General features: G+C 55.2%; 24 protein-coding genes and 1 pseudogene. All 25 read left to right on the top strand.

Annotated features, from left to right (window positions below; genetic code table 11):
- The first annotated feature begins 167 nt into the window (after window positions 1-167).
- The 25 genes and pseudogenes from G5574_RS03715 to G5574_RS03595 all read left to right on the top strand — a co-directional run bounded on the left by G5574_RS03715 (window position 168) and on the right by G5574_RS03595 (window position 17314).
- Entirely contained in the window at window positions 168-1409 is a 1242-nt protein-coding gene (locus G5574_RS03715) for a DUF2213 domain-containing protein (RefSeq protein WP_164482053.1), read from the top strand.
- Window positions 1409-1906, top strand: coding sequence for a structural cement protein Gp24 (locus G5574_RS03710; RefSeq protein WP_164482052.1), 498 nt, complete (start codon window positions 1409-1411; stop codon window positions 1904-1906). Before G5574_RS03715 ends, G5574_RS03710 begins: the two co-directional genes overlap by 1 nt.
- Before the next feature lie 14 nt (window positions 1907-1920).
- Window positions 1921-2859, top strand: a complete 939-nt coding sequence (locus tag G5574_RS03705; protein WP_164482051.1) for a DUF2184 domain-containing protein — start codon at window positions 1921-1923, stop codon at window positions 2857-2859.
- A gap of 40 nt (window positions 2860-2899) precedes the next feature.
- Window positions 2900-3271 (top strand): STY1053 family phage-associated protein, encoded by a 372-nt coding sequence (locus G5574_RS03700; protein ID WP_164482050.1) that lies wholly within the window; start codon window positions 2900-2902, stop codon window positions 3269-3271.
- Window positions 3252-3659, top strand: a complete 408-nt coding sequence (locus G5574_RS03695; RefSeq protein WP_164482049.1) for a DUF4054 domain-containing protein — start codon at window positions 3252-3254, stop codon at window positions 3657-3659. The genes G5574_RS03700 and G5574_RS03695 overlap by 20 nt, the downstream gene beginning before the upstream one ends.
- On the top strand, window positions 3656-4285 hold the full coding sequence (locus G5574_RS03690; protein ID WP_164482048.1) for a hypothetical protein: 630 nt from the start codon (window positions 3656-3658) through the stop codon (window positions 4283-4285). Before G5574_RS03695 ends, G5574_RS03690 begins: the two co-directional genes overlap by 4 nt.
- Window positions 4272-4661, top strand: coding sequence for a head-tail adaptor (locus tag G5574_RS03685; protein ID WP_164482047.1), 390 nt, complete (start codon window positions 4272-4274; stop codon window positions 4659-4661). Before G5574_RS03690 ends, G5574_RS03685 begins: the two co-directional genes overlap by 14 nt.
- On the top strand, window positions 4651-5199 hold the full coding sequence (locus tag G5574_RS03680; RefSeq protein WP_164482046.1) for a phage neck terminator protein: 549 nt from the start codon (window positions 4651-4653) through the stop codon (window positions 5197-5199). The genes G5574_RS03685 and G5574_RS03680 overlap by 11 nt, the downstream gene beginning before the upstream one ends.
- Window positions 5200-5202: 3 nt before the next feature.
- A complete protein-coding gene (locus G5574_RS03675; RefSeq protein ID WP_164482045.1) occupies window positions 5203-6348 on the top strand; it encodes a DUF3383 family protein in 1146 nt (381 codons plus the stop codon).
- 12 nt (window positions 6349-6360) lie between these two features.
- Window positions 6361-6804, top strand: a complete 444-nt coding sequence (locus G5574_RS03670) for a DUF3277 family protein (RefSeq protein WP_110957637.1) — start codon at window positions 6361-6363, stop codon at window positions 6802-6804.
- A gap of 2 nt (window positions 6805-6806) precedes the next feature.
- Window positions 6807-7238: a phage tail assembly chaperone gene (locus G5574_RS03665; RefSeq protein ID WP_164482044.1), complete on the top strand. Its 432-nt coding sequence runs from the start codon at window positions 6807-6809 to the stop codon at window positions 7236-7238.
- Window positions 7239-7273: 35 nt separating this feature from the next.
- Complete coding sequence (locus G5574_RS03660) at window positions 7274-7426, top strand: DUF6889 family protein (protein ID WP_164482043.1); 153 nt, start codon at window positions 7274-7276, stop codon at window positions 7424-7426.
- Complete coding sequence (locus G5574_RS03655) at window positions 7416-9392, top strand: transglycosylase SLT domain-containing protein (protein WP_164482042.1); 1977 nt, start codon at window positions 7416-7418, stop codon at window positions 9390-9392. Before G5574_RS03660 ends, G5574_RS03655 begins: the two co-directional genes overlap by 11 nt.
- Complete coding sequence (locus tag G5574_RS03650; protein WP_064352513.1) at window positions 9392-10000, top strand: phage baseplate protein; 609 nt, start codon at window positions 9392-9394, stop codon at window positions 9998-10000. The genes G5574_RS03655 and G5574_RS03650 overlap by 1 nt, the downstream gene beginning before the upstream one ends.
- Window positions 10000-10302: a phage baseplate plug family protein gene (locus G5574_RS03645; RefSeq protein ID WP_164482041.1), complete on the top strand. Its 303-nt coding sequence runs from the start codon at window positions 10000-10002 to the stop codon at window positions 10300-10302. Before G5574_RS03650 ends, G5574_RS03645 begins: the two co-directional genes overlap by 1 nt.
- Before the next feature lie 2 nt (window positions 10303-10304).
- Entirely contained in the window at window positions 10305-11375 is a 1071-nt protein-coding gene (locus tag G5574_RS03640) for a hypothetical protein (protein ID WP_164482040.1), read from the top strand.
- A gap of 2 nt (window positions 11376-11377) precedes the next feature.
- Window positions 11378-11728 (top strand): hypothetical protein, encoded by a 351-nt coding sequence (locus G5574_RS03635; RefSeq protein ID WP_164482039.1) that lies wholly within the window; start codon window positions 11378-11380, stop codon window positions 11726-11728.
- Between the two features lie 63 nt (window positions 11729-11791).
- Window positions 11792-12406 carry a hypothetical protein gene (locus G5574_RS03630; protein ID WP_064352517.1) on the top strand — a complete coding sequence of 205 codons (615 nt, stop codon included), beginning with the start codon at window positions 11792-11794 and terminating at the stop codon, window positions 12404-12406.
- Window positions 12407-12408: 2 nt separating this feature from the next.
- On the top strand, window positions 12409-12783 hold the full coding sequence (locus G5574_RS03625; RefSeq protein WP_164482038.1) for a hypothetical protein: 375 nt from the start codon (window positions 12409-12411) through the stop codon (window positions 12781-12783).
- Window positions 12784-12836: 53 nt separating this feature from the next.
- Window positions 12837-13493, top strand: coding sequence for a Gp138 family membrane-puncturing spike protein (locus G5574_RS03620; RefSeq protein ID WP_164482037.1), 657 nt, complete (start codon window positions 12837-12839; stop codon window positions 13491-13493).
- A pseudogene (locus G5574_RS03615) lies at window positions 13490-13843 on the top strand (contractile injection system sheath initiator). The gene G5574_RS03620 and the pseudogene G5574_RS03615 overlap by 4 nt, the downstream one beginning before the upstream one ends.
- Window positions 13843-15042, top strand: a complete 1200-nt coding sequence (locus G5574_RS03610; RefSeq protein WP_164482036.1) for a baseplate J/gp47 family protein — start codon at window positions 13843-13845, stop codon at window positions 15040-15042. The pseudogene G5574_RS03615 and the gene G5574_RS03610 overlap by 1 nt, the downstream one beginning before the upstream one ends.
- Window positions 15039-15719: a baseplate wedge 1 family protein gene (locus G5574_RS03605; RefSeq protein WP_164482035.1), complete on the top strand. Its 681-nt coding sequence runs from the start codon at window positions 15039-15041 to the stop codon at window positions 15717-15719. Before G5574_RS03610 ends, G5574_RS03605 begins: the two co-directional genes overlap by 4 nt.
- Window positions 15719-16888 carry a gp53-like domain-containing protein gene (locus G5574_RS23960; protein WP_164482034.1) on the top strand — a complete coding sequence of 390 codons (1170 nt, stop codon included), beginning with the start codon at window positions 15719-15721 and terminating at the stop codon, window positions 16886-16888. The genes G5574_RS03605 and G5574_RS23960 overlap by 1 nt, the downstream gene beginning before the upstream one ends.
- Before the next feature lie 3 nt (window positions 16889-16891).
- Window positions 16892-17314, top strand: coding sequence for a tail fiber assembly protein (locus G5574_RS03595; RefSeq protein ID WP_164482033.1), 423 nt, complete (start codon window positions 16892-16894; stop codon window positions 17312-17314).
- Window positions 17315-17446 lie beyond the last annotated feature (132 nt).

Genomic DNA, 17446 nt, shown 5'->3' with positions numbered 1-17446 from the left:
GTAAATGGTTTGAGGTCTGAAATTAATGAGATGCAGTTCGATCATGCCAGGAAATATTCGAATTGTGGCAAATTAATCATAACCACTGTCAACTTAATCTGAACTTACCCACCGTACAAGGCCGCTAATCAGCGGCTTTTTTTATGCCTGAATTTCGCAGGTGGACAATGAAATATTTCTTTAATACCCGGCTCGGTCCTAACCGTTACCTGCTGGGCGATGGCTCGTTGCTGTGTAAAGACGTGCCGATCGCCCGCCTGGGTGACCAGGCCTACCGCGCAGAGGATTTACCGGAACTCACGCCCGACGATGACGGGGAAATTATCGTCACCCGCTCAGCCGATGAGGTGTTTTCGCCCGAGGCGATGGCGTCCTTTGAAGGCATGACCGTGGTGATCCTCCATCCCGAGGACGAGGCGGGCGACATTCTTTTTGTGGATCCGGTCAACTGGCGACAACTCGCCATTGGTCATGCTGCCAATGTCCGGCGCGGTCAGGGTGACCAGTCAGACCTACTGATTGCCGATCTCGTCATTAAAGACGCCCTGGGCATTCAGGCAATCAACGATGGCCTTCGTCAGGTTTCCTGTGGCTACAACGCAGAGTATGACGAAACCGCCCCCGGACGGGCTAATCAGTATGACATCCGGGGTAATCACATCGCGCTTGTTCCTAATGGGCGGGCCGGTATTCGCTGTTCAATAGGAGATGCAATAAGCATGGCAAGTAAAGCAAAGCAGTGGTTATCCAGCCTGCGTAAGGCGGTGAAAACCAGAGATTCAGCGGCTGCCGAAGAGTTGCTGAATAACGCACCGGCCAACATGGTCGGTGATGACGATGACGACGGCGTAACCACTGTGGTAGTGAAAGTAGAAGGGCTGGATACGGCTGTTCCGCCTGTCGCGCCCGCAAACGCTGTCACGGATGAAAGTAGCGACATCGAAACGCGCATTGCCGCTATCGAAGCCGCTGTGAAAGCGCTGACCGATAAGATGGCACCCCCAACGGGTGATGCTGATGACGACGACGAGAAAAAGGAAGAGAAGAAGATGACCGGCGATGCCGGCTATCAGCAGGACGTTCTCTCACGTGCAGAACTCATCCTGCCGGGTTTCTCGCTGCCGGAAGGCTCCAAAATGGGCACGCTCAAGCGCGAAGTGCTGGGCGCTGCGCTGCGCACCGCAGACGGCCTGAAACTTATCGAACCGCTGTCAGGTAAAAATCCTGATTTCGCCAAAATGAGCATGGCGACCGTGGACAGCATTTTTAACGGCGCATCTGAACTGGCAAAAAGCCGCAATAACAGCGGCCTGAGCCTGGCGGTGTTTACCGCAAATTCGCAGTCCGGCGATGTGGCCGCGCTGAATGAGAAAAACAAAGATTTCTGGGCTAAGAAGGGGGCCAAGTAATGACAGGTCAGTCCATTTATTTAACGCAGCCGTTCAGCTACGCCGGTGCGCTAACCCGTCCTAATCACTCAACGGTAGAGCCTGTCGTGATGGACACCACCAACCCGTTCGCCGGTGACGGCCTGCCGGGGAAAAAAGTGAACGGCAAATTTGTGCCTCTGGCGGCCGGTGACACCGCCGCCGTGCTGTACGGCATCCGCGTTCGCTCCTATCCGTTCACGTCTGACAAAGACCTGGCCCGCCAGCTGACTAACCCGGCGAACTACACCGGCGATGCGCTGGTGCGAGGGTATATCGGCGTCAAAGTGAATGCCGGTACCGTTGCGGACAACGGGGCGGTTTACATCCGCGTGGGCGGTGCAACGCCAACACAGCCGATCGGCGGTTTTGAAGCCGTGGCGGATGCCACCGCAGCCAATACCGTGCTGGTGACCAACGCGCACTTTATCGGTACCACCGACGCCAACGGCATCGCCGAACTGGCATTCAATATTTAAGGAAAGCACTGAATATGATCACCTACGACCGACAGACCATCGATAATTCTGGTGCGTTCCTGATTGGGCAACTGGAGCGTTTCGATCCGGTTCTCAACATGCCGCTGCTGGCGTACACGTGGAGCCGTGACGTTGACCTGCGCGAAGACGTCTCCATTGCTGACGAAATGTCGAGCTTCTCAAACAGCAGTTTCGCTGCACCCAGTTCAGTGGGTACCGAAGGCGAATCGTGGATCAGCAACAGCACTAACGTGATTGCCGGTGTGGATCTGGATATCCAGAAAACCACGCTGCCACTGACGCCCTGGTCGCGCCAGCTGTCATGGACGGTTTTCGAACTGGCCTCCGCGCTGCAGATGGGACGCCCGATTGACTCCCAGAAGCTGGAAGCGATGAACCAGACCTACCAGCTGAACGTTGACCGTCAGGTTTACGTGGGCAGCACCATCCTGGGTGTGAAAGGGCTGTTTAACCAGGCGGGCGTTAAGGTCATCAACGCCGCGAAGACGTGGGCCAGCAGCACGGCGATGGAAATTGTTAAATCCATCAATGACGGGCTCACCACGGCCTGGAAACAGACCGGGCGCGCCGTGGTACCGGATTCGCTGCGCCTGCCGCCTGACCAGTATGCGCTGTTATCCAGCCTCATCGTATCCGATGCCGGTAACCGCTCGCTGCTGGACTACCTGAGCGAAAACACCATCGCATACAAGCAGAACGGCAAGCCGCTGGACATTCAGCCGGTGAAATGGCTGGAAGCGGGCGCGATGCAGAACGTTAACCGCATGGTGTTCTACACCAAAGACCGGAAATACGTTCAGTTCCCGCTGGTGCCGCTGCAGCGTACCCCGATGGAATACCGCGACCTGCGCCAGCTGGTGACCTATTACAGCAAGGTAGGTGCGGTCGAGCTGCGTTACAGCGACACCATGCTGTACGTGGACGGTATCTGACAACCGGCCCCGCAGGGGGCCTTTTCTTTCAGGAAAATCCATGAAACGAATCCGCGTACATACCCCTTTTACGTTCAACGACACCGATTACACCAAAACGGATTTTGATGTCGGCGTTCATAACGTGAAAAACGACATTGCCGATCACTGGTTTACGCAGCGTCATGCCGAAGTGCTGGATAAGACAGACAACGGCGGTGACGGGGCGAACCAGGGTAAAATCGACGAGCTGAATGCCAAAATTGCTGAGCTGACCACTCAGAATACTGAGTTAACGGCTAAAAATGGAGATCTGACCGCGCAGGTCACAGCCGCTGCCGAAGGTCTGACCGAGCGTAATGCGCTTATCGAAGAGCAGAAGCAGAAAATTGCTGAGCTGACGGAGCAGGTCAATGGAGCTAAAAAACAGTAATCTCCCGACCGTCGAGCAGTTCCGCACCGATCTCCCGCAGTTCAATAACTCAACCCTCTATCCCGATACCCAGATCCAGTTCCGGCTGAATCTGGCTGATATTCAGCTGGATCAGAACCGGCTCGGGCGTCTTTTCCCGTATCTGGTGGAACTGTTCGTCGCGCATTACCTCACGCTGCAGGCGGGTGACAACCGTTCCGCAGCACTGGGGCGTGCGGGTGGCTCCAGCAACGGGATCGTTTCATCGAAATCCGTGGATAAGGTGAGCGTGAGTTATGACAACGCATCGACGCTCAACCCTGCCGCGGGCTTCTGGAACAACACACGTTACGGCGCTGAGTTTTACCAGACAATCTGCATGTTCGGTGCGGGAGGGCGGCAACTGTGAAATCCGGCCTTGTGCTCCGTGCGGACAATGCTCAGGCGGTGCTTGATGCGCTCAAAACGCTGGGCAACCGCGATGTGCTGGTCGGCATTCCGTCTGACCGTGCCGAACGTTCAGACGGGATGGAAATCAACAACGCCGAACTGGGCTACCTGCACAGCTTTGGCGGCACCATCCGCGTGCCGGAGCACATGACCACGGTTTACCGCCAGATTGCTGACGATGGCAGTTTCAAGCGCAACGGGCAGTTTGTGCAGCAGGCGAAAAGCAATTTTGCCACGCAGCATAAAGTCGCCGCCTACAGCGTTCAGCTGCCGCCGCGTCCTTTTCTGCACATGGGGGTGGCGCAGTCGCGCGAAAAGGTGGCTTCGCTGATGAAGCAGGCGGCCTTTGAAGTCCTGAGCGGTAATGCGTCCGCTGCCGAAGCGATGCTGAACCGCGCAGGGACTGAGGCGGTAAATGCTGCCAGAAACGTTATCACGGCCGGTGACCAGCTTACCCCGCTTGCCGAAGCCACGCTACGCGCCCGCCGCAGCCGGGGCCGCAGAGGCACAAAACCGCTGTATGACACCGGGCAACTGCTCCGCTCGATCACCTACGTTGTGAGGGATAAAAATGCCGGTTCTTGACGTAACAGACATTCTTTTCGATCCCGACTTCTGCGACACCACCTTGGTTGTAAAGCGCCGCAGCATGGCCGTTGATGATGACGGGTTCGGGAAAAATACCGTCACGAGTTCCCCTTTTGCTGGCGTGGTGACGGTAGATAAGTCGCTGGAAAGCCGCAGGCTTGAGGCGGGGCAGGTGGTGCATGGTGCAATCCTGATCGTCACCACCGAACGCCTGACGCAGGGCCAGACCGGACGGGATGCGGACATAGTGACGTACCAGGGGCGCGATTACCGCGTGTCGTTTGTCGATCCGTACACCGCATACGGCGCGGGCTTTGTTCAGGCGCACTGCGAACTGTTGCCGTTTGACGGAGGGACGCCCGTTGAGCAGTAACACCACGGGCCAGCCCGGCTGGCTCACCCCGCAGCAGGCCGCGACCGACTATGACACGCCGCTGGACGTGCACCTGAGCCAGTGGATCCGCAGCTTGTCGGGGCTGGCAGCCGGGCGCGTCATTGCCCGCTGGCAGCCTGACCAGCCCGCCATTCCCCCTGCCGATGTTAACTGGTGTGCATTCGGCATCACGGGCATTGCAGCTGATGCCGGTCCCGCGTTTGTTAACCAGACCGACGCTACCGCCGAACAGTGGCGGCATGAGCTGGTGGAATGCCTGGCCTCGTTTTACGGGCCAGCCGGCCAGCAGGTCGCCGCGCAGTTTCGGGACGGGCTCGCCGTTAACCAGAACAACGACACGCTGGGCCAGTGGGGATTAACGCTGGCGGACTGCGACAGCATCCGGCCCGCGCCGGAACTCATTAACAACCAGTGGGTACGCCGTTACGACGTGATGGTTCGCCTGCGCCGCAAAGTCATCAGCACCTGGGGCATCCAGTCGCTGACCGACGCCCCTTTCAGTATTTCAGGAGAATAACCCATGCCGCAGGGCTTACCCGTTTCAAACGTTGCCAGCGTGGACATCATTATGTCGCCGAGGGCGGCGGCGGGCCGTAACTTTGGCTCACTGCTCATCCTGGGTAGCGCAACCATCATTCCGCTGACCGAACGTATCCGCCTGTATACCTCGGCGGCCAGCATCGGAACTGACTTCGGTACCAGCAGTGAGGAATATCTTGCCGCCGTGGCGTATTTCTCACAGTCGCCGACGCCTTCGCAGGTGTATGTTGGTCGCTGGGCGAAAACGCTGGCGGCGGCCGAGGTCGGAAAAGTAGAGACGCTGCTCGATGGCGTCAACGCCTGCCTGGGCTTTACCAGCTGGTACGGTCTCGGGGTGACGTATGACGCCGACCGTAAAGACGACGACCTGCTGCCGGTATGCGCCGCGATTGAGTCCTCATCGTTAAGCCGTATCCTTGCCGTTACCACGAAAAACACCGATGCGCTGCTCATTACAGTGAACACCGATATCGCGTCAAAAGTGAAAGCGTCGAAATACAGCCGCACGTTCGTGCAGTATTCATCCACCAGCAATTACGGGGCAATTTCGGCGTTTGGCCGTGCCTTTACCGTGGACTTTAACGGATTCGGTACCACCATCACGCTGAAATTCAAGCAGGAGCCCGGCATCACCTATGAAAGCCTGACGCCTGCACAGGCGGCCGCGCTGGATGCGAAGAACTGCAACGTTTACGTGTACTACGCCAACGACACCGCCATTCTGCAGCAGGGCGTCATGGGCAACGGCGATTTCTTTGATGAGCGCCACGGCCTCGACTGGCTCCAGAACTACGTACAGACCAACCTCTTTAACCTGCTGTACACCAGCAGAACGAAGGTGCCGCAGACCGATGCGGGTAACACGCGCATCATGGCAAACGTGGAAGCCTCGATGGACCAGGCGGTGAACAACGGTCTGATCGCACCCGGTGTCTGGAACGGCGGCCAGATTGGCCAGCTTTCCCCGGGCGATACCCTGACCAAAGGATATTACGTCTACATGCCCGCTATTTCGTCTCAGGCACAGGCTGACCGCGAAGCGCGTAAGTCGGTACCGGTTCAGGTGGCCTGTAAGCTGGCGGGAGCAATCCACTATGCCAGCGTTCAGATTAACGTCATGCGCTGAGGAAAATAATCAATGAGTGGTGCATACAGTTTTATGGATATCACGGCCTCGCTGACGGGGCCGACCGGCATTATCGATCTGGGTTACGGTTCCGCAAACTCTGATGAGGGGATCGTGGTCACCATGTCGGAGGCCAAAAACACCATGACGATCGGCGCTGACGGTGAGGTAATGCACAGCCTGCATGCAGGTAAAGCCGGGACAGTAACCGTCAACCTGCAGAAAACGTCACCCGTGAACAAGAAACTGTCCCTGATGTACAACGCGCAGTCGGTTTCGTCCGCGCTGTGGGGCAATAACGTGATCGTCCTGCGTAACAAGGCATCCGGTGACATCGTGACCGCACGCGCCTGCGCGTTTCAGAAACAGCCAGACTGGAACAACCCGAAAGTGGCCGGCAACGTCTCCTGGGTGTTTGATGCGGGCAAAATCGACGAAATCTTAGGGGAGTTCTGATAATGCAGTTTGAAATTAAAGGCATCCGCTACAGCGCGTCAAAGCTTAGCGTGTTCGACCAGCTTAAAGTGTCCCGCAAGCTGCTGCCGGTGCTGGCCGGTATGCTGGGAGATTTTCAGGCGCTGCGCGAATCGTCACAGGGTGGCAACGTCAACAGCACCATCGAAACGGTGCTGCCAAAAATTGCCGATGCGGTGGCGGGGCTCAGCGAAGAAGACACCAACGCGATCATCTTTCCGTGCCTGGCAGTGGTACAACGTGCGCACGGCAAAGACCGCTGGGTGCCGGTAATGCAGGGCAGCGATCTGGCGTTCGATGATATCGACCTGTTCAGCATGCTGCAGATTGTCGGTCGCGTGGTGGGCGACAGCCTGGGAAATTTTTTGCCCGCACCCCCAGACAGCGTGACGGAGGGCCAGCCGCCGCAGGGCTGACGCTCGACACGTTGCCGGACGGCGAGGATTTTCTGATGCGCCCTGTCACTGAGGGCGTGTGTCGCTATGAATCCCTCACAGACGGTAAGTTAGACCTCGCCGATTTTGCCCGTATGAACGACTGGCTGGATATGAAGGCCGACAATGAAGCCCGTATAGCCCGCTGGAGAGCCGCGAATGAACGCTGATGTAATCAAGGATTTCCTGATCTCCCTGGGTTTTCAGGTGGACGAATCCGGCGCGAAAAAGTTTGACGCCACGATAGCGGCCACCACGCTACAGGCGGTAAAGCTGGGTGCGGCGGTCGAGGCGGCGGCGCTGTCGGTGGTGGCGTTTACGGCGAAAATCGCCAGCGGGCTGGATAACCTCTACTGGATGTCGCAGCGCACCGGGGCAACGGTGGCGGGCATTCAGCAGATCGGTTTTGCCGTGTCCCAGATGGGCGGTACCGTTGACGGGGCGCGCTCATCGCTTGAAAGCCTCGCGCACTTCATGCGTAACAATCCGGGCGCTGAGGGCTTTCTCAACCGCCTGGGCGTGCAGACGCGGGACGCCAGCGGCAACATGCGCGACATGGCCAGCATTTTTACGGGTGTCGGCGATAAGCTGCGCAATATGCCGTATTACCGCGCCAACCAGTACGCGCAGATGCTGGGCATTGATGAAAACACGCTGATGGCAATGCGCCGTGGCGTGGGCCAGTTCTCCGCGCAGTATACGCAGATGGCAAAAGCCATTGGCTATAACGCCGATGCGGCCGCCGTGAGTTCTAACCGCTTTATGACCTCTTTGCGGTCATTTGGTGAAATGGCGGGCATGGCGCGGGACAAAATCGGCTCAAACCTTGCGGGCGGTCTGGCGGGCTCCATCGACAGCCTGCGTAAACAGGTCATCGATAATTTCCCGAAAATTGAAGCGGCGCTGACGGGCGGCATAAAACTCATTCTGTGGCTGGCTGACACCATCGGAAAGGTGGTTTTCCGGCTCATTGAGGCTGCGGGCGACATCCGGGACTGGTGGAACACGCTGGACAAGAGCACGCGCCAGCTTATCGAAATTTTCGGCGGCCTGGTGGTTGCCTGGCGCGTGCTGAATTCTGCTTTTCTGATGTCGCCTGTGGGGATCGTCACCGCGTTAGGCCTGGCAATCTTCGCACTTTATGACGATTACAGGGTGTGGAAGGAAGGCGGCAAAAGCCTGATTGACTGGAAAAAGTGGCAGCCGGATGTTGACGCTGCCCTGAAAGCCATAAAGGAACTGAAAACGTCGCTCAGGGACGCGGGCGATCAGGTTGCGCGCCTGCTCAACATCGACCTTAAAAACTGGACGCTGAAAAGTGACATCGCCAGCCTGACAAAGCAGTTTGGCGAGTTCGGTAAAATGCTGTCGATGATCGGCGACCTGCTCAGCGCCATTAACGAGGGCCGATGGTCTGATGCCGCCCGCATTGGCAGTCACATACTGCACCAGGGTAAAGAAAATCCCGATGCGCTGCCTGTGGTGTCATCCAGCGCAAACAATGCCGCCGACTGGTTTAAAGACAAAACCGGCTTTGATCCACGCAGCATCGGCCAGACCGTTAACGGCTGGTTCGGTGATGGCAAACGTCCGCAGCCGACAAAAGACGGTGCCGTGCTGCTGGGCTGGATGCAACCGGCGATGCAAAGGCTGGAACAGCTTTACCGGCTGCCGGAAGGTTTGCTGCGCAGTGTGGCAATAGCCGAATCCTCCGGTAATCCCAACGCCGTTTCCGGTGCCGGTGCGCAGGGGCTTTTTCAGCTGATGCCGGGTACCGGCCGCGATATGGGGCTGGGCCGTGGTGAAGCGTTCGACCCGATGAAGGCCGCACAGGCGGCAGCAAAGTACCTTTCTCAGTTGCTGAAAGCCAACGGTGGTGACCTGACCAAAGCGCTGGCCTCGTATAACTGGGGCCTGGGCAACGTCCAGAAGTATGGCATGGCACTGATGCCGCAGGAAACGCGCAACTACGTTCCCCGTGTGCTCAGCAATATGCCAGGTGGTGGCCACACCGTTCATCAGCAGAACACCTATAACATTTATGGTGGCAACGCTCGCGAGATTGGCGATCAGGTAGGCCGATCAGTGAATGAGAAAGCGATAAATATTGGTAAAAATAAAGTGGGGGCTGGCTGATGGATATCCTTTCTACGCTGTTCCGGCTCCAGTCGCGCAAAATCGGCATTATCGTTCCCAGCGTCGTGGTGTCTGAAAAACACAGCGATCGCCTGGAGATAACCGAGCATCCTGTTGAGGTGGGCGCGTCCGTTTCTGACCACGCATACAAGCGACCGTCTGAGGTGGTGATGCAGGTGGGTTTTGCCGGTGGTGGTTCCTTGCTGGACTTTGCCAGTAACCTGACGGCCACATCGTTGCTCGGGATCAGCCCGCGTGAAGTGTACGAACAGCTGCTTAAGCTGCAGTCTGACCGGATGCCGTTTGACGTGGTAACCGGCAAGCGGCTGTACAGCAATATGCTGTTACAGAATCTGGAAGTCACCACCGACCGTTTTACCGAAAACGTGCTGTCTGCCACGCTAACCCTTCGAGAAATCATCATCACCAGCACGCAGAGTATCCAGGTAGCGGATAAGTCGGACATGAAAGCGGGCGCATCCACGTCCGCCGTAACCAATACCGGCTCGAAAACTCCCCAGCCTGTCAACGTGTCGATCCTCAAATCATCGGGTGCGCTTGACGGGCTGAAAGGTACCTCAGCCGGTAATCTGATAGGGATCCAGTAATGGCAATCAGTGAAATTCTGCTTTCGCCAGACAATCAGCAGTTCAGCATGGCGGTAAAAGGGAGAAGTTATTCATTTCGCGTTCTGTGGCGCGATATCTGCTGGGTGCTGGATATCTCAGACGGCACAGGGTCAGCCATTATTTCAGGCATACCGCTGGTCACCGGCACGGACCTTATGGAGCCGTTTAATTACCTCGGACTGGGATTTTCGCTACTGGTGGTCTGTGACGTACCCGGTCAGGACTACCCGACAGAAACCGATCTCGGTACACGCAGTCACCTTTACATCATTACGGAGTAAGCATGTCACAGAACTGGATGCGTCATTTTGAACTGCAGGTGGTGGACAAGGACGGCAAGGGTATTGACCTGGGCGACTTCAAGGTGACGTTTAATATCGACTGGTTCAACCTCAGCAGCCAGACGCGTGTCGGGACGTTTCGCATTTATAATCTTGCGCCGGATACCGTGCAGCGCATCATGGGTGAGGAATTTTCCCGCGTCCGGGCCATTGCCGGTTATGACGGGATAGCACCGGACGTCAGTGCGGATCAGGTTGGCGTGGCGCGGTCTGTCGATGCCAACAAGGTGGGCCAGCAGGACGGACGCAACTACGGCGTGATCTTCGATGGCGAAATCCGCTATTCGCTGACAGGCAAAGAAAACCCGGTTGATTCTTTCGTGCTCATCCAGGCAGTTGACGCGCACCAGGCGTATTCGACCAGCATAACCAGCATGACGCTGGCGGCGGGGTACACCACGGCGGATGTACAGAAAGCGCTGATGAAAGATTTTGCGGCCAAAGGCGCGGAGCAGGGCAACTTACCGGCAATGCCGCCCACTGTTTTCCCGCGTGGCCGCGTGCTGTTTGGCATGACGCGCGACCTGATGGACAACGTGGCGCAGCAGTGTACCGCAACCTGGATGTTCGTTGACGGCAAAATGGAAATGGTGGGCGATAATGAAGTGGTGCATGAGGCCATTGAGCTGAACAGCGATACCGGGCTTATCGGTATGCCGCAGCAGACTATCGGTAACGGCATCAACGTGCGCAGCCTCATCAATCCCAACATCCGGGTTAATGGCCTGATAAGGCTGAATCAGGGCGATGTGGTGATCAATCGCGCCGCATTGCCGGGCAGCGACATCAGCATGTCACCGGGAAGGATTACCGACCAGACCACCAACGGTAATACGACAACAAGCGGAACAGTTTCAAATCCTGCCAGTATCGCAACAGACGGCGTTTATAAAGTTGTCGCTATTATGTACACTGGCGATACCAGAGGTCAGGCGTGGTACATGGACTTAATGTGTGAAGCGCGCGGAGCTCAAGATTTGCGGTCAGCAGCGTCTTTACAGCAGAAAGGCTAAAAATGAAAAATTGGATCATCTTGGGGTTTTGTCTCATGTCGGGTGTTACATCCGCCTCAAATAATGGTGGATTAACATTAAGATGCGCTGGTTATAAGCTGGATCTGATCCCTAACTCGATGTTTAAAATTAATGGCGAGTATGTAACCTCTCAGAAAATAACTGACTTGGGTAAAGCTGGGCTGAGAGTCCAAATGGGGCTAATGCCAGCGCGTGACGGCAATAATTACGGATTTGAGTATGTCCATCCTGATGGTAGCGACTCACGCTTTCTAAACGTCCAGCTGCTGCAAGCCAGCATGGACGCACCGCGCGTGATCGGCTCGTTCCCGTGCGTGAAAGTGGCGGATTGATCCCTCTCTACAATATGCGATACTCTGGCGCCACTAAAGTATGCATCAATAATAGGTGAGTTTATGATTGGCTTGAGTGCAGCGTTGGCATTTACACCGCCGAATGCTCCAGCAGTCGATAAATTTATGGAATCCTTCTCCAGAAAGATTGAACGTTCTTTTGGGGAGTTTGACCGTGCTCACTCAGAATCCCTGTCAAAAAAACAAGTCAGGGACATAATGAAGATGGCTTACCAGCGTATCGACCTGGCTGCTTCTAAGGCAGAGGAAGGTAATGCTTATCTGCAAATATTACTGCATGGCTCTGCTGAAGAGATGCAGGAGTTGCGTATTGATGATGTAGATCAGGAACAATTAATCGATATTGCTCAAAGGCTTAATGTAGGAATAAAAAGGCTTAAGTATGCTTTTTTCATGGCCTCAGCCTCTCCTGCTTGGCGTCCGCATATGGCTACCTTGAAACATCTTGAGATTAAGACTCTTAAAGCATTTAGCGATTATTATAATGCAGTTAAGGGGTTAACGGAGATACTCCCTAATTTCATTGAATCTGATTATCCAGTTGGTATCCAGATTGATAAGATTGAGAATGCTCTATCTGAACCAATGGTGGAACACCCATCTTGGGTCAACTCGGGGGACGATTTCGTAAAATGGATTAAAGGAATGAAGGGGTAGGGATGCAGATCACTGTTTTGTATTCAAAAAGTTTCCTTAAGGAAATGGCTTCACTCTCTGATGATGAGTTGAAATTAATTGGTGATTTTACTGTTTCTTTAAATAATACGGGTTTTGATGATCTACCGGGACGGAATAAACCTTCTACCGGTGTGAGCAAAAGTCATGCGCAGCGTGAAAAGCTAATCCAATTTGCAATTAAAAACAGGCTCTGGCATTACCATATTGGTCATACTGAATACGATAAAAGTAGAAGTTTTGGGGACTGGACATCTAAGTATGTAGTTCAATATCAGAACAAAATTAATGAAGTACGTTTTGTTAGTTACGATGCACACCCCCCATTTAAGTTACCACCATCAACCTCCCTCGATTGAAAGATGACCATAACCCGCTTTGGCGGGTTTTTTTTATGCCCGGAGAAAAGCACATGACCGTATCCAGCCAGACCCGCAGCGGTGAACTGTCTGAAGTCCTAAAAACTGAGCGCAACGTGATAAACAATCAACTGCGTGTGGCATTACCTGGAATCGTACAGTCATTTGATCCCGATACTGTCACGGTGGTGGTGCAGCCTGCCATCCGGTATATCGAGAGGGACAGTGACGGGAATGAGTCTACACATGATTACCCGCTACTCACAGATGTGCCGGTGTACTTCCCGCGCGGCGGCGGCTGCACCATCACTTTCCCGGTTAAAGCTGGCGATGAGTGTACGGTAGTTTTTGCAGACCGGTGTATCGATTTCTGGTGGCAGAATGGCGGCGTTCAGGAGCCTGTCGATCCGCGTCAGCATGATTTATCCGATGCGTTTGCCTTCGTTGGCCCACAGTCACAGGCGCAGAAGATATCCGGCATCAGCTCCACGTCCGTGCAGGTTCGCACCGACGATGGCAGCAGCTTTATCGAACTGATGCAGGGCGGCAACGTGAACATCACCACACCACTGCTTACAGTGAATGGCAACGTTCAGGTTAACGGTACCGTGACATCAACCGGCGATCAGGTAGCGAAGGGCATCAGCCAGACCGGACACGTTCACTCTGGCGTGCAGTCGGGCAGCAGTCAGACGGGCGGCCCGCAATGAGATACCGTCGCGAAGACACTGACGGCGATTACACATTTGGCCGTGGCGATGATACCTGGCTGATTAACTCACCCGAGGCGGTGGCGCAGGCAGTGAAAACGCGCTTTCTGCTCTGGTACGGTCAGTGGTTTCTTGATACCACGGCTGGCACCCCATAGATACAGTCGGTACTCGGAAAGCAGAAGCCGGAAACGTACAGCCTCGCCATACGCCAGCGCATTCTTGAGACACGGGGCGTTAAATCCCTTATCTCTTTCGATACCAACCTGAACACCACCAGTCGCCGGGTAATCTTCACCGCGACGATCGACACCATCTACGGGACGACTACCGTTACAAGCGAGGCTTAATGGCTCTCAACCTAGACACGCTGGGGCTATCGGCAACGGTAACCGCCCAGGGAATCAGTGCGCCTGCTTATCAGACCATCCTCACCACCATCACCGGCTACTTTCAGCAGATTTACGGTACCGATGCCTATCTGGACCCGGACAGTAAAGACGGTCAGATGGTAGCTCTGGTGGCGCTGGCCATTCACGATGCCAACAACACCGCCATTGCGGTTTACAACTCGTTTTCGCCGTCAACAGGTATGACCGACGCGCTTTCACGTAACGTTAAAATTAATGGTATCAGTCGCCGGGCGGCCACGAACTCAACTGCTGACCTGACGCTGAGCGGTACGGCGGGTACCACGATTACCAACGGTTCGGTCAAGGACGCCAACGGCATTATCTGGAACCTGCCTGCCAGCGTGACCATCGGCCCGGGCGGTACCGTGATTGCCACTTCCACCTGTGCGATGTCAGGCGCTGTTGCCGCTGTGGCGGGCTCGGTCAGTAAAATTAACACGCCCACGCGCGGCTGGACGAGCGTTACTAATGCGTCAGCGGCCACGGTTGGAAGTGCAGCAGAATCGGATTCAGAACTTCGCATCCGCCAGCGGCAGAGTGTTGCGCTTCCGTCCCTGACGCCATTTGCAGCGCTGGACGGGGCGATCGCGAATGTTACCGGCGTGACGCGTCACAAACTCTATGAAAACGACACCGGGAGCCAGGACGCAAACGGACTGCCTGCGCACTCCGTAGCGGCAATTGTTGACGGTGGAGACGTGAACGCCATTGCTCAGGTGATCCAGAGCAAAAAGGGGCAGGGCGTCGCCACGTTTGGCAGTACCTCCGTTACCGTGCCTGACGCGTGGCAAAACCCCCACACCATCAGTTTTTCAAGGTCATCGCCGGTACCTGTTTTTGTGGCCATCACGCTTAAGGTGTTTCAGGGCTACACGACGCAGGTCGGTAATGATATCAAAAAGGCGATTGCGGATTACGTTAACTCGCTGGATATCGGCGATGATCTGCTGCTGAGCCGGGTTTACTCACCGGCAAACCTCGGCGTGGTGAGCGGGGGTGAGAGTCGGTATTACGACATCAACAGCCTGCAGATCGGGCGTTCGGCGGCAACGGTCGCACCGGCCAATATCGTGACGGCGTTTAACGAGGCCGTGACCTGTTCAGTGGACAAAATCACAGTTACGGTGGCGTCATGAGCAGATACACCGACCTGATAACGAATTATCACCGGACTAAGCCTCTTTTTACACAGCATGTCGATTTGTCCACACGCCCCCTCACGGATACCGGCAGTGCCATGGACGGGCTACTGACGGCCTTTGATATCGATCAGGCCGTGGGCGTTCAGCTGGACACCCTCGGGGAATGGATAGGCCGGAGCCGCACGGTGGCCATACCTATTTCAGGGGTTTATTTTTCCTTTGATACGGATGGTCTGGGCTGGGATCAGGGTGTCTGGCAGGGGCCGTATGATCCGGACAGCGGCTATACCCGTCTCAGTGATGAAACCTACCGGATTATCCTCAAAGCCAAAATCGCTATTAACAACTGGGACGGCACCAACGGTTCGTTAAAAGGAATTCTGGATAACGCGCTGGCCGGTTCCGGCCTGACAATGCAGATCGTAGACGGGCAGGACATGACTGTCGGGCTTTGGGTGTTTCCTGAAAAGGATATCAGCCTGGTGTCGAGAGAACTCATTGCGGCCATCCGTCAGGGCTATCTGACAGTAAAAGCAGCGGGCGTATTTGCCGGAAATATTCAAATCCCCTCGGTCATCACACCGTCTGAGGGAAGCACATTTTTTGGTTTCGATATGGAAAACGAGTTCATATCGGGCTTTGACAGCGGCGCATGGGAGACGAAACTCTGATGTCAGTGAACAATTTTAAAGCTTTCGCAACGGACGCAAGTGCGAACGTCACATCGCAGGGTGACTATGAAAATCTCCCTGCACTCCAGACGGGTTTTCAGTCGGGCAAGGCTTCCTCAGCACAAATCAACAAGGCGCTGAGGCAGTCCACAACAGTGGCTGCAATGGTAGGACAGATTATTGCTGCTGCCGGACTGGACGCAAAAGACAATGGCGACATTGCCACGCTGTTAACTAATTTCGTGTCCGCTCTTATTCCTGCTCTGGGGATCGACAGATATGAGCAGACACCCGACGAAACGCATATCCGTTCACCGGACAAAAAAAGCTACATTCTCGTAAATAACGGTGGCTGGGGCGCATGGAATACCGATACCGGTATTATTCCGCTGGCCCTGGGCAACGGCGGAACCGGCGCGAAAAACGCATCTGATGCCCGTAAAAATCTAAACTTACAGGGCTTCTCGTCAACCAATGACCAGTCTGCCGGCGCTTATAACTACATGCTGTCGCCCAATAACAATTACTCGCTTGTTATGGCCAACAGCGGGACGTGGGGCGCTCAGGATTCAACAGGCAAGACTATCCCCCTGCCAGTAGACCGGGGAGGCACGGGCGCGGTAAAACCGGCAGATGCGAGGACTAACCTCGGGCTGGGAGCGCTTTCAGTCCAGGATACAGCGCCTGTCGCAAACGGCGGTACAGGAGCAACAACAGCCGACGCCGCGAGAACTAATCTCGGGCTGGGTCCCGTCGCAACAATGACCACGGTTCCGGTAGCAAGTGGAGGGACTGGCGCGACAACGGCTGCGGATGCAAGGAATAACCTCGGACTGGGTAATGCCTCCACTTATACTGTGGGTTCTGGTCCGAATCAGATCCCGGACATGAATTCATTTACCAAAGGAAGTGGGTGGCAGAAATTGCCGGGCGGTAAAATCCTGCAGTGGTTTCAGGTTACCACAAGTACGTCAGCGGCTGTTCAGGTAAGTTTCCCCATCCCGTTCATGTCCGGTGCCAATATGATTGTTGCCTCTCCTGTCGATGTGAATGTGCCTAACTGGGCATCAGCAGCGATTTATAACGCCAGCTCATGCCTGGTTTCAGCGTATGACGGCAGCAAGGTTCGCGTCGCCACCACCGTTTATATTTTCGCCATAGGGGAATGATCGATGTACATGTACAGTGCCAAAAACAATGCCTTTTACCCTCTGTCACTGAAAGAAAATTACGAGGCTGCAGGTTCATGGCCGGATGACGGGAAAGAGGTAGATGAGGAAGTGTTCAGTACATTCACGAATGCACCGGCAGGAAAAATAAGGGTGGCAGGGGCAGACGGTTTGCCTGCCTGGGGAGATATTCCACCGCCTACAAAAGAGGAACTGGTGGCTGTGTCGGTGACGAAAAAAACAAACCTGATGGCTGCAGCGACTGTCGCAATCGATCCACTCCAGGATGCTGTCGATCTGGATATGGCGACGGGTGCGGAAAAAGCGCAGCTGAACGACTGGAAGAAATATCGCGTACTGCTCAACCGTGTGGATACGTCAACTGCACCGGATATTACCTGGCCGGTGAGTCCGGCAGAGGCATAATTTTTTGTTTCAATTAGACACAAACAGAAAAGCCTCTGACGTTAATCAGAGGCTTTTTCTTTGAGCCCAAAGTGCGCGTGCATTTCACGTGCATTATTTTGTGCTTTTTTTGTAGTGCCGTTGTCTCTGTGT

This window comes from Pantoea stewartii (assembly GCF_011044475.1).
In the GTDB taxonomy this organism is placed as follows: domain Bacteria; phylum Pseudomonadota; class Gammaproteobacteria; order Enterobacterales; family Enterobacteriaceae; genus Pantoea; species Pantoea stewartii.
The sequence above is the reverse complement of the archived record's forward strand: the minus strand, read 5'-3'. Positions and strand labels throughout refer to the sequence as shown.

Bases quoted from the DNA above. Each gene is read 5' to 3' on its own strand.
- G5574_RS03635 (WP_164482039.1), top strand. From the start codon at position 11,378: ATGAAAAATTGGATCATCTTGGGGTTTTGTCTCATGTCGGGTGTTACA.
- G5574_RS03710 (WP_164482052.1), top strand. From the start codon at position 1,409: ATGACAGGTCAGTCCATTTATTTAACGCAGCCGTTCAGCTACGCCGGT.
- G5574_RS03640 (WP_164482040.1), top strand. From the start codon at position 10,305: ATGTCACAGAACTGGATGCGTCATTTTGAACTGCAGGTGGTGGACAAG.
- G5574_RS03620 (WP_164482037.1), top strand. From the start codon at position 12,837: ATGACCGTATCCAGCCAGACCCGCAGCGGTGAACTGTCTGAAGTCCTA.
- G5574_RS03665 (WP_164482044.1), top strand. From the start codon at position 6,807: ATGCAGTTTGAAATTAAAGGCATCCGCTACAGCGCGTCAAAGCTTAGC.
- G5574_RS03610 (WP_164482036.1), top strand. From the start codon at position 13,843: ATGGCTCTCAACCTAGACACGCTGGGGCTATCGGCAACGGTAACCGCC.
- G5574_RS03715 (WP_164482053.1), top strand. From the start codon at position 168: ATGAAATATTTCTTTAATACCCGGCTCGGTCCTAACCGTTACCTGCTG.
- G5574_RS03650 (WP_064352513.1), top strand. From the start codon at position 9,392: ATGGATATCCTTTCTACGCTGTTCCGGCTCCAGTCGCGCAAAATCGGC.
- G5574_RS03660 (WP_164482043.1), top strand. From the start codon at position 7,274: ATGCGCCCTGTCACTGAGGGCGTGTGTCGCTATGAATCCCTCACAGAC.
- G5574_RS03625 (WP_164482038.1), top strand. From the start codon at position 12,409: ATGCAGATCACTGTTTTGTATTCAAAAAGTTTCCTTAAGGAAATGGCT.
- G5574_RS03605 (WP_164482035.1), top strand. From the start codon at position 15,039: ATGAGCAGATACACCGACCTGATAACGAATTATCACCGGACTAAGCCT.
- G5574_RS03670 (WP_110957637.1), top strand. From the start codon at position 6,361: ATGAGTGGTGCATACAGTTTTATGGATATCACGGCCTCGCTGACGGGG.
- G5574_RS03685 (WP_164482047.1), top strand. From the start codon at position 4,272: ATGCCGGTTCTTGACGTAACAGACATTCTTTTCGATCCCGACTTCTGC.
- G5574_RS03655 (WP_164482042.1), top strand. From the start codon at position 7,416: ATGAACGCTGATGTAATCAAGGATTTCCTGATCTCCCTGGGTTTTCAG.
- G5574_RS23960 (WP_164482034.1), top strand. From the start codon at position 15,719: ATGTCAGTGAACAATTTTAAAGCTTTCGCAACGGACGCAAGTGCGAAC.
- G5574_RS03645 (WP_164482041.1), top strand. From the start codon at position 10,000: ATGGCAATCAGTGAAATTCTGCTTTCGCCAGACAATCAGCAGTTCAGC.
- G5574_RS03695 (WP_164482049.1), top strand. From the start codon at position 3,252: ATGGAGCTAAAAAACAGTAATCTCCCGACCGTCGAGCAGTTCCGCACC.
- G5574_RS03700 (WP_164482050.1), top strand. From the start codon at position 2,900: ATGAAACGAATCCGCGTACATACCCCTTTTACGTTCAACGACACCGAT.
- G5574_RS03675 (WP_164482045.1), top strand. From the start codon at position 5,203: ATGCCGCAGGGCTTACCCGTTTCAAACGTTGCCAGCGTGGACATCATT.
- G5574_RS03630 (WP_064352517.1), top strand. From the start codon at position 11,792: ATGATTGGCTTGAGTGCAGCGTTGGCATTTACACCGCCGAATGCTCCA.
- G5574_RS03705 (WP_164482051.1), top strand. From the start codon at position 1,921: ATGATCACCTACGACCGACAGACCATCGATAATTCTGGTGCGTTCCTG.
- G5574_RS03595 (WP_164482033.1), top strand. From the start codon at position 16,892: ATGTACATGTACAGTGCCAAAAACAATGCCTTTTACCCTCTGTCACTG.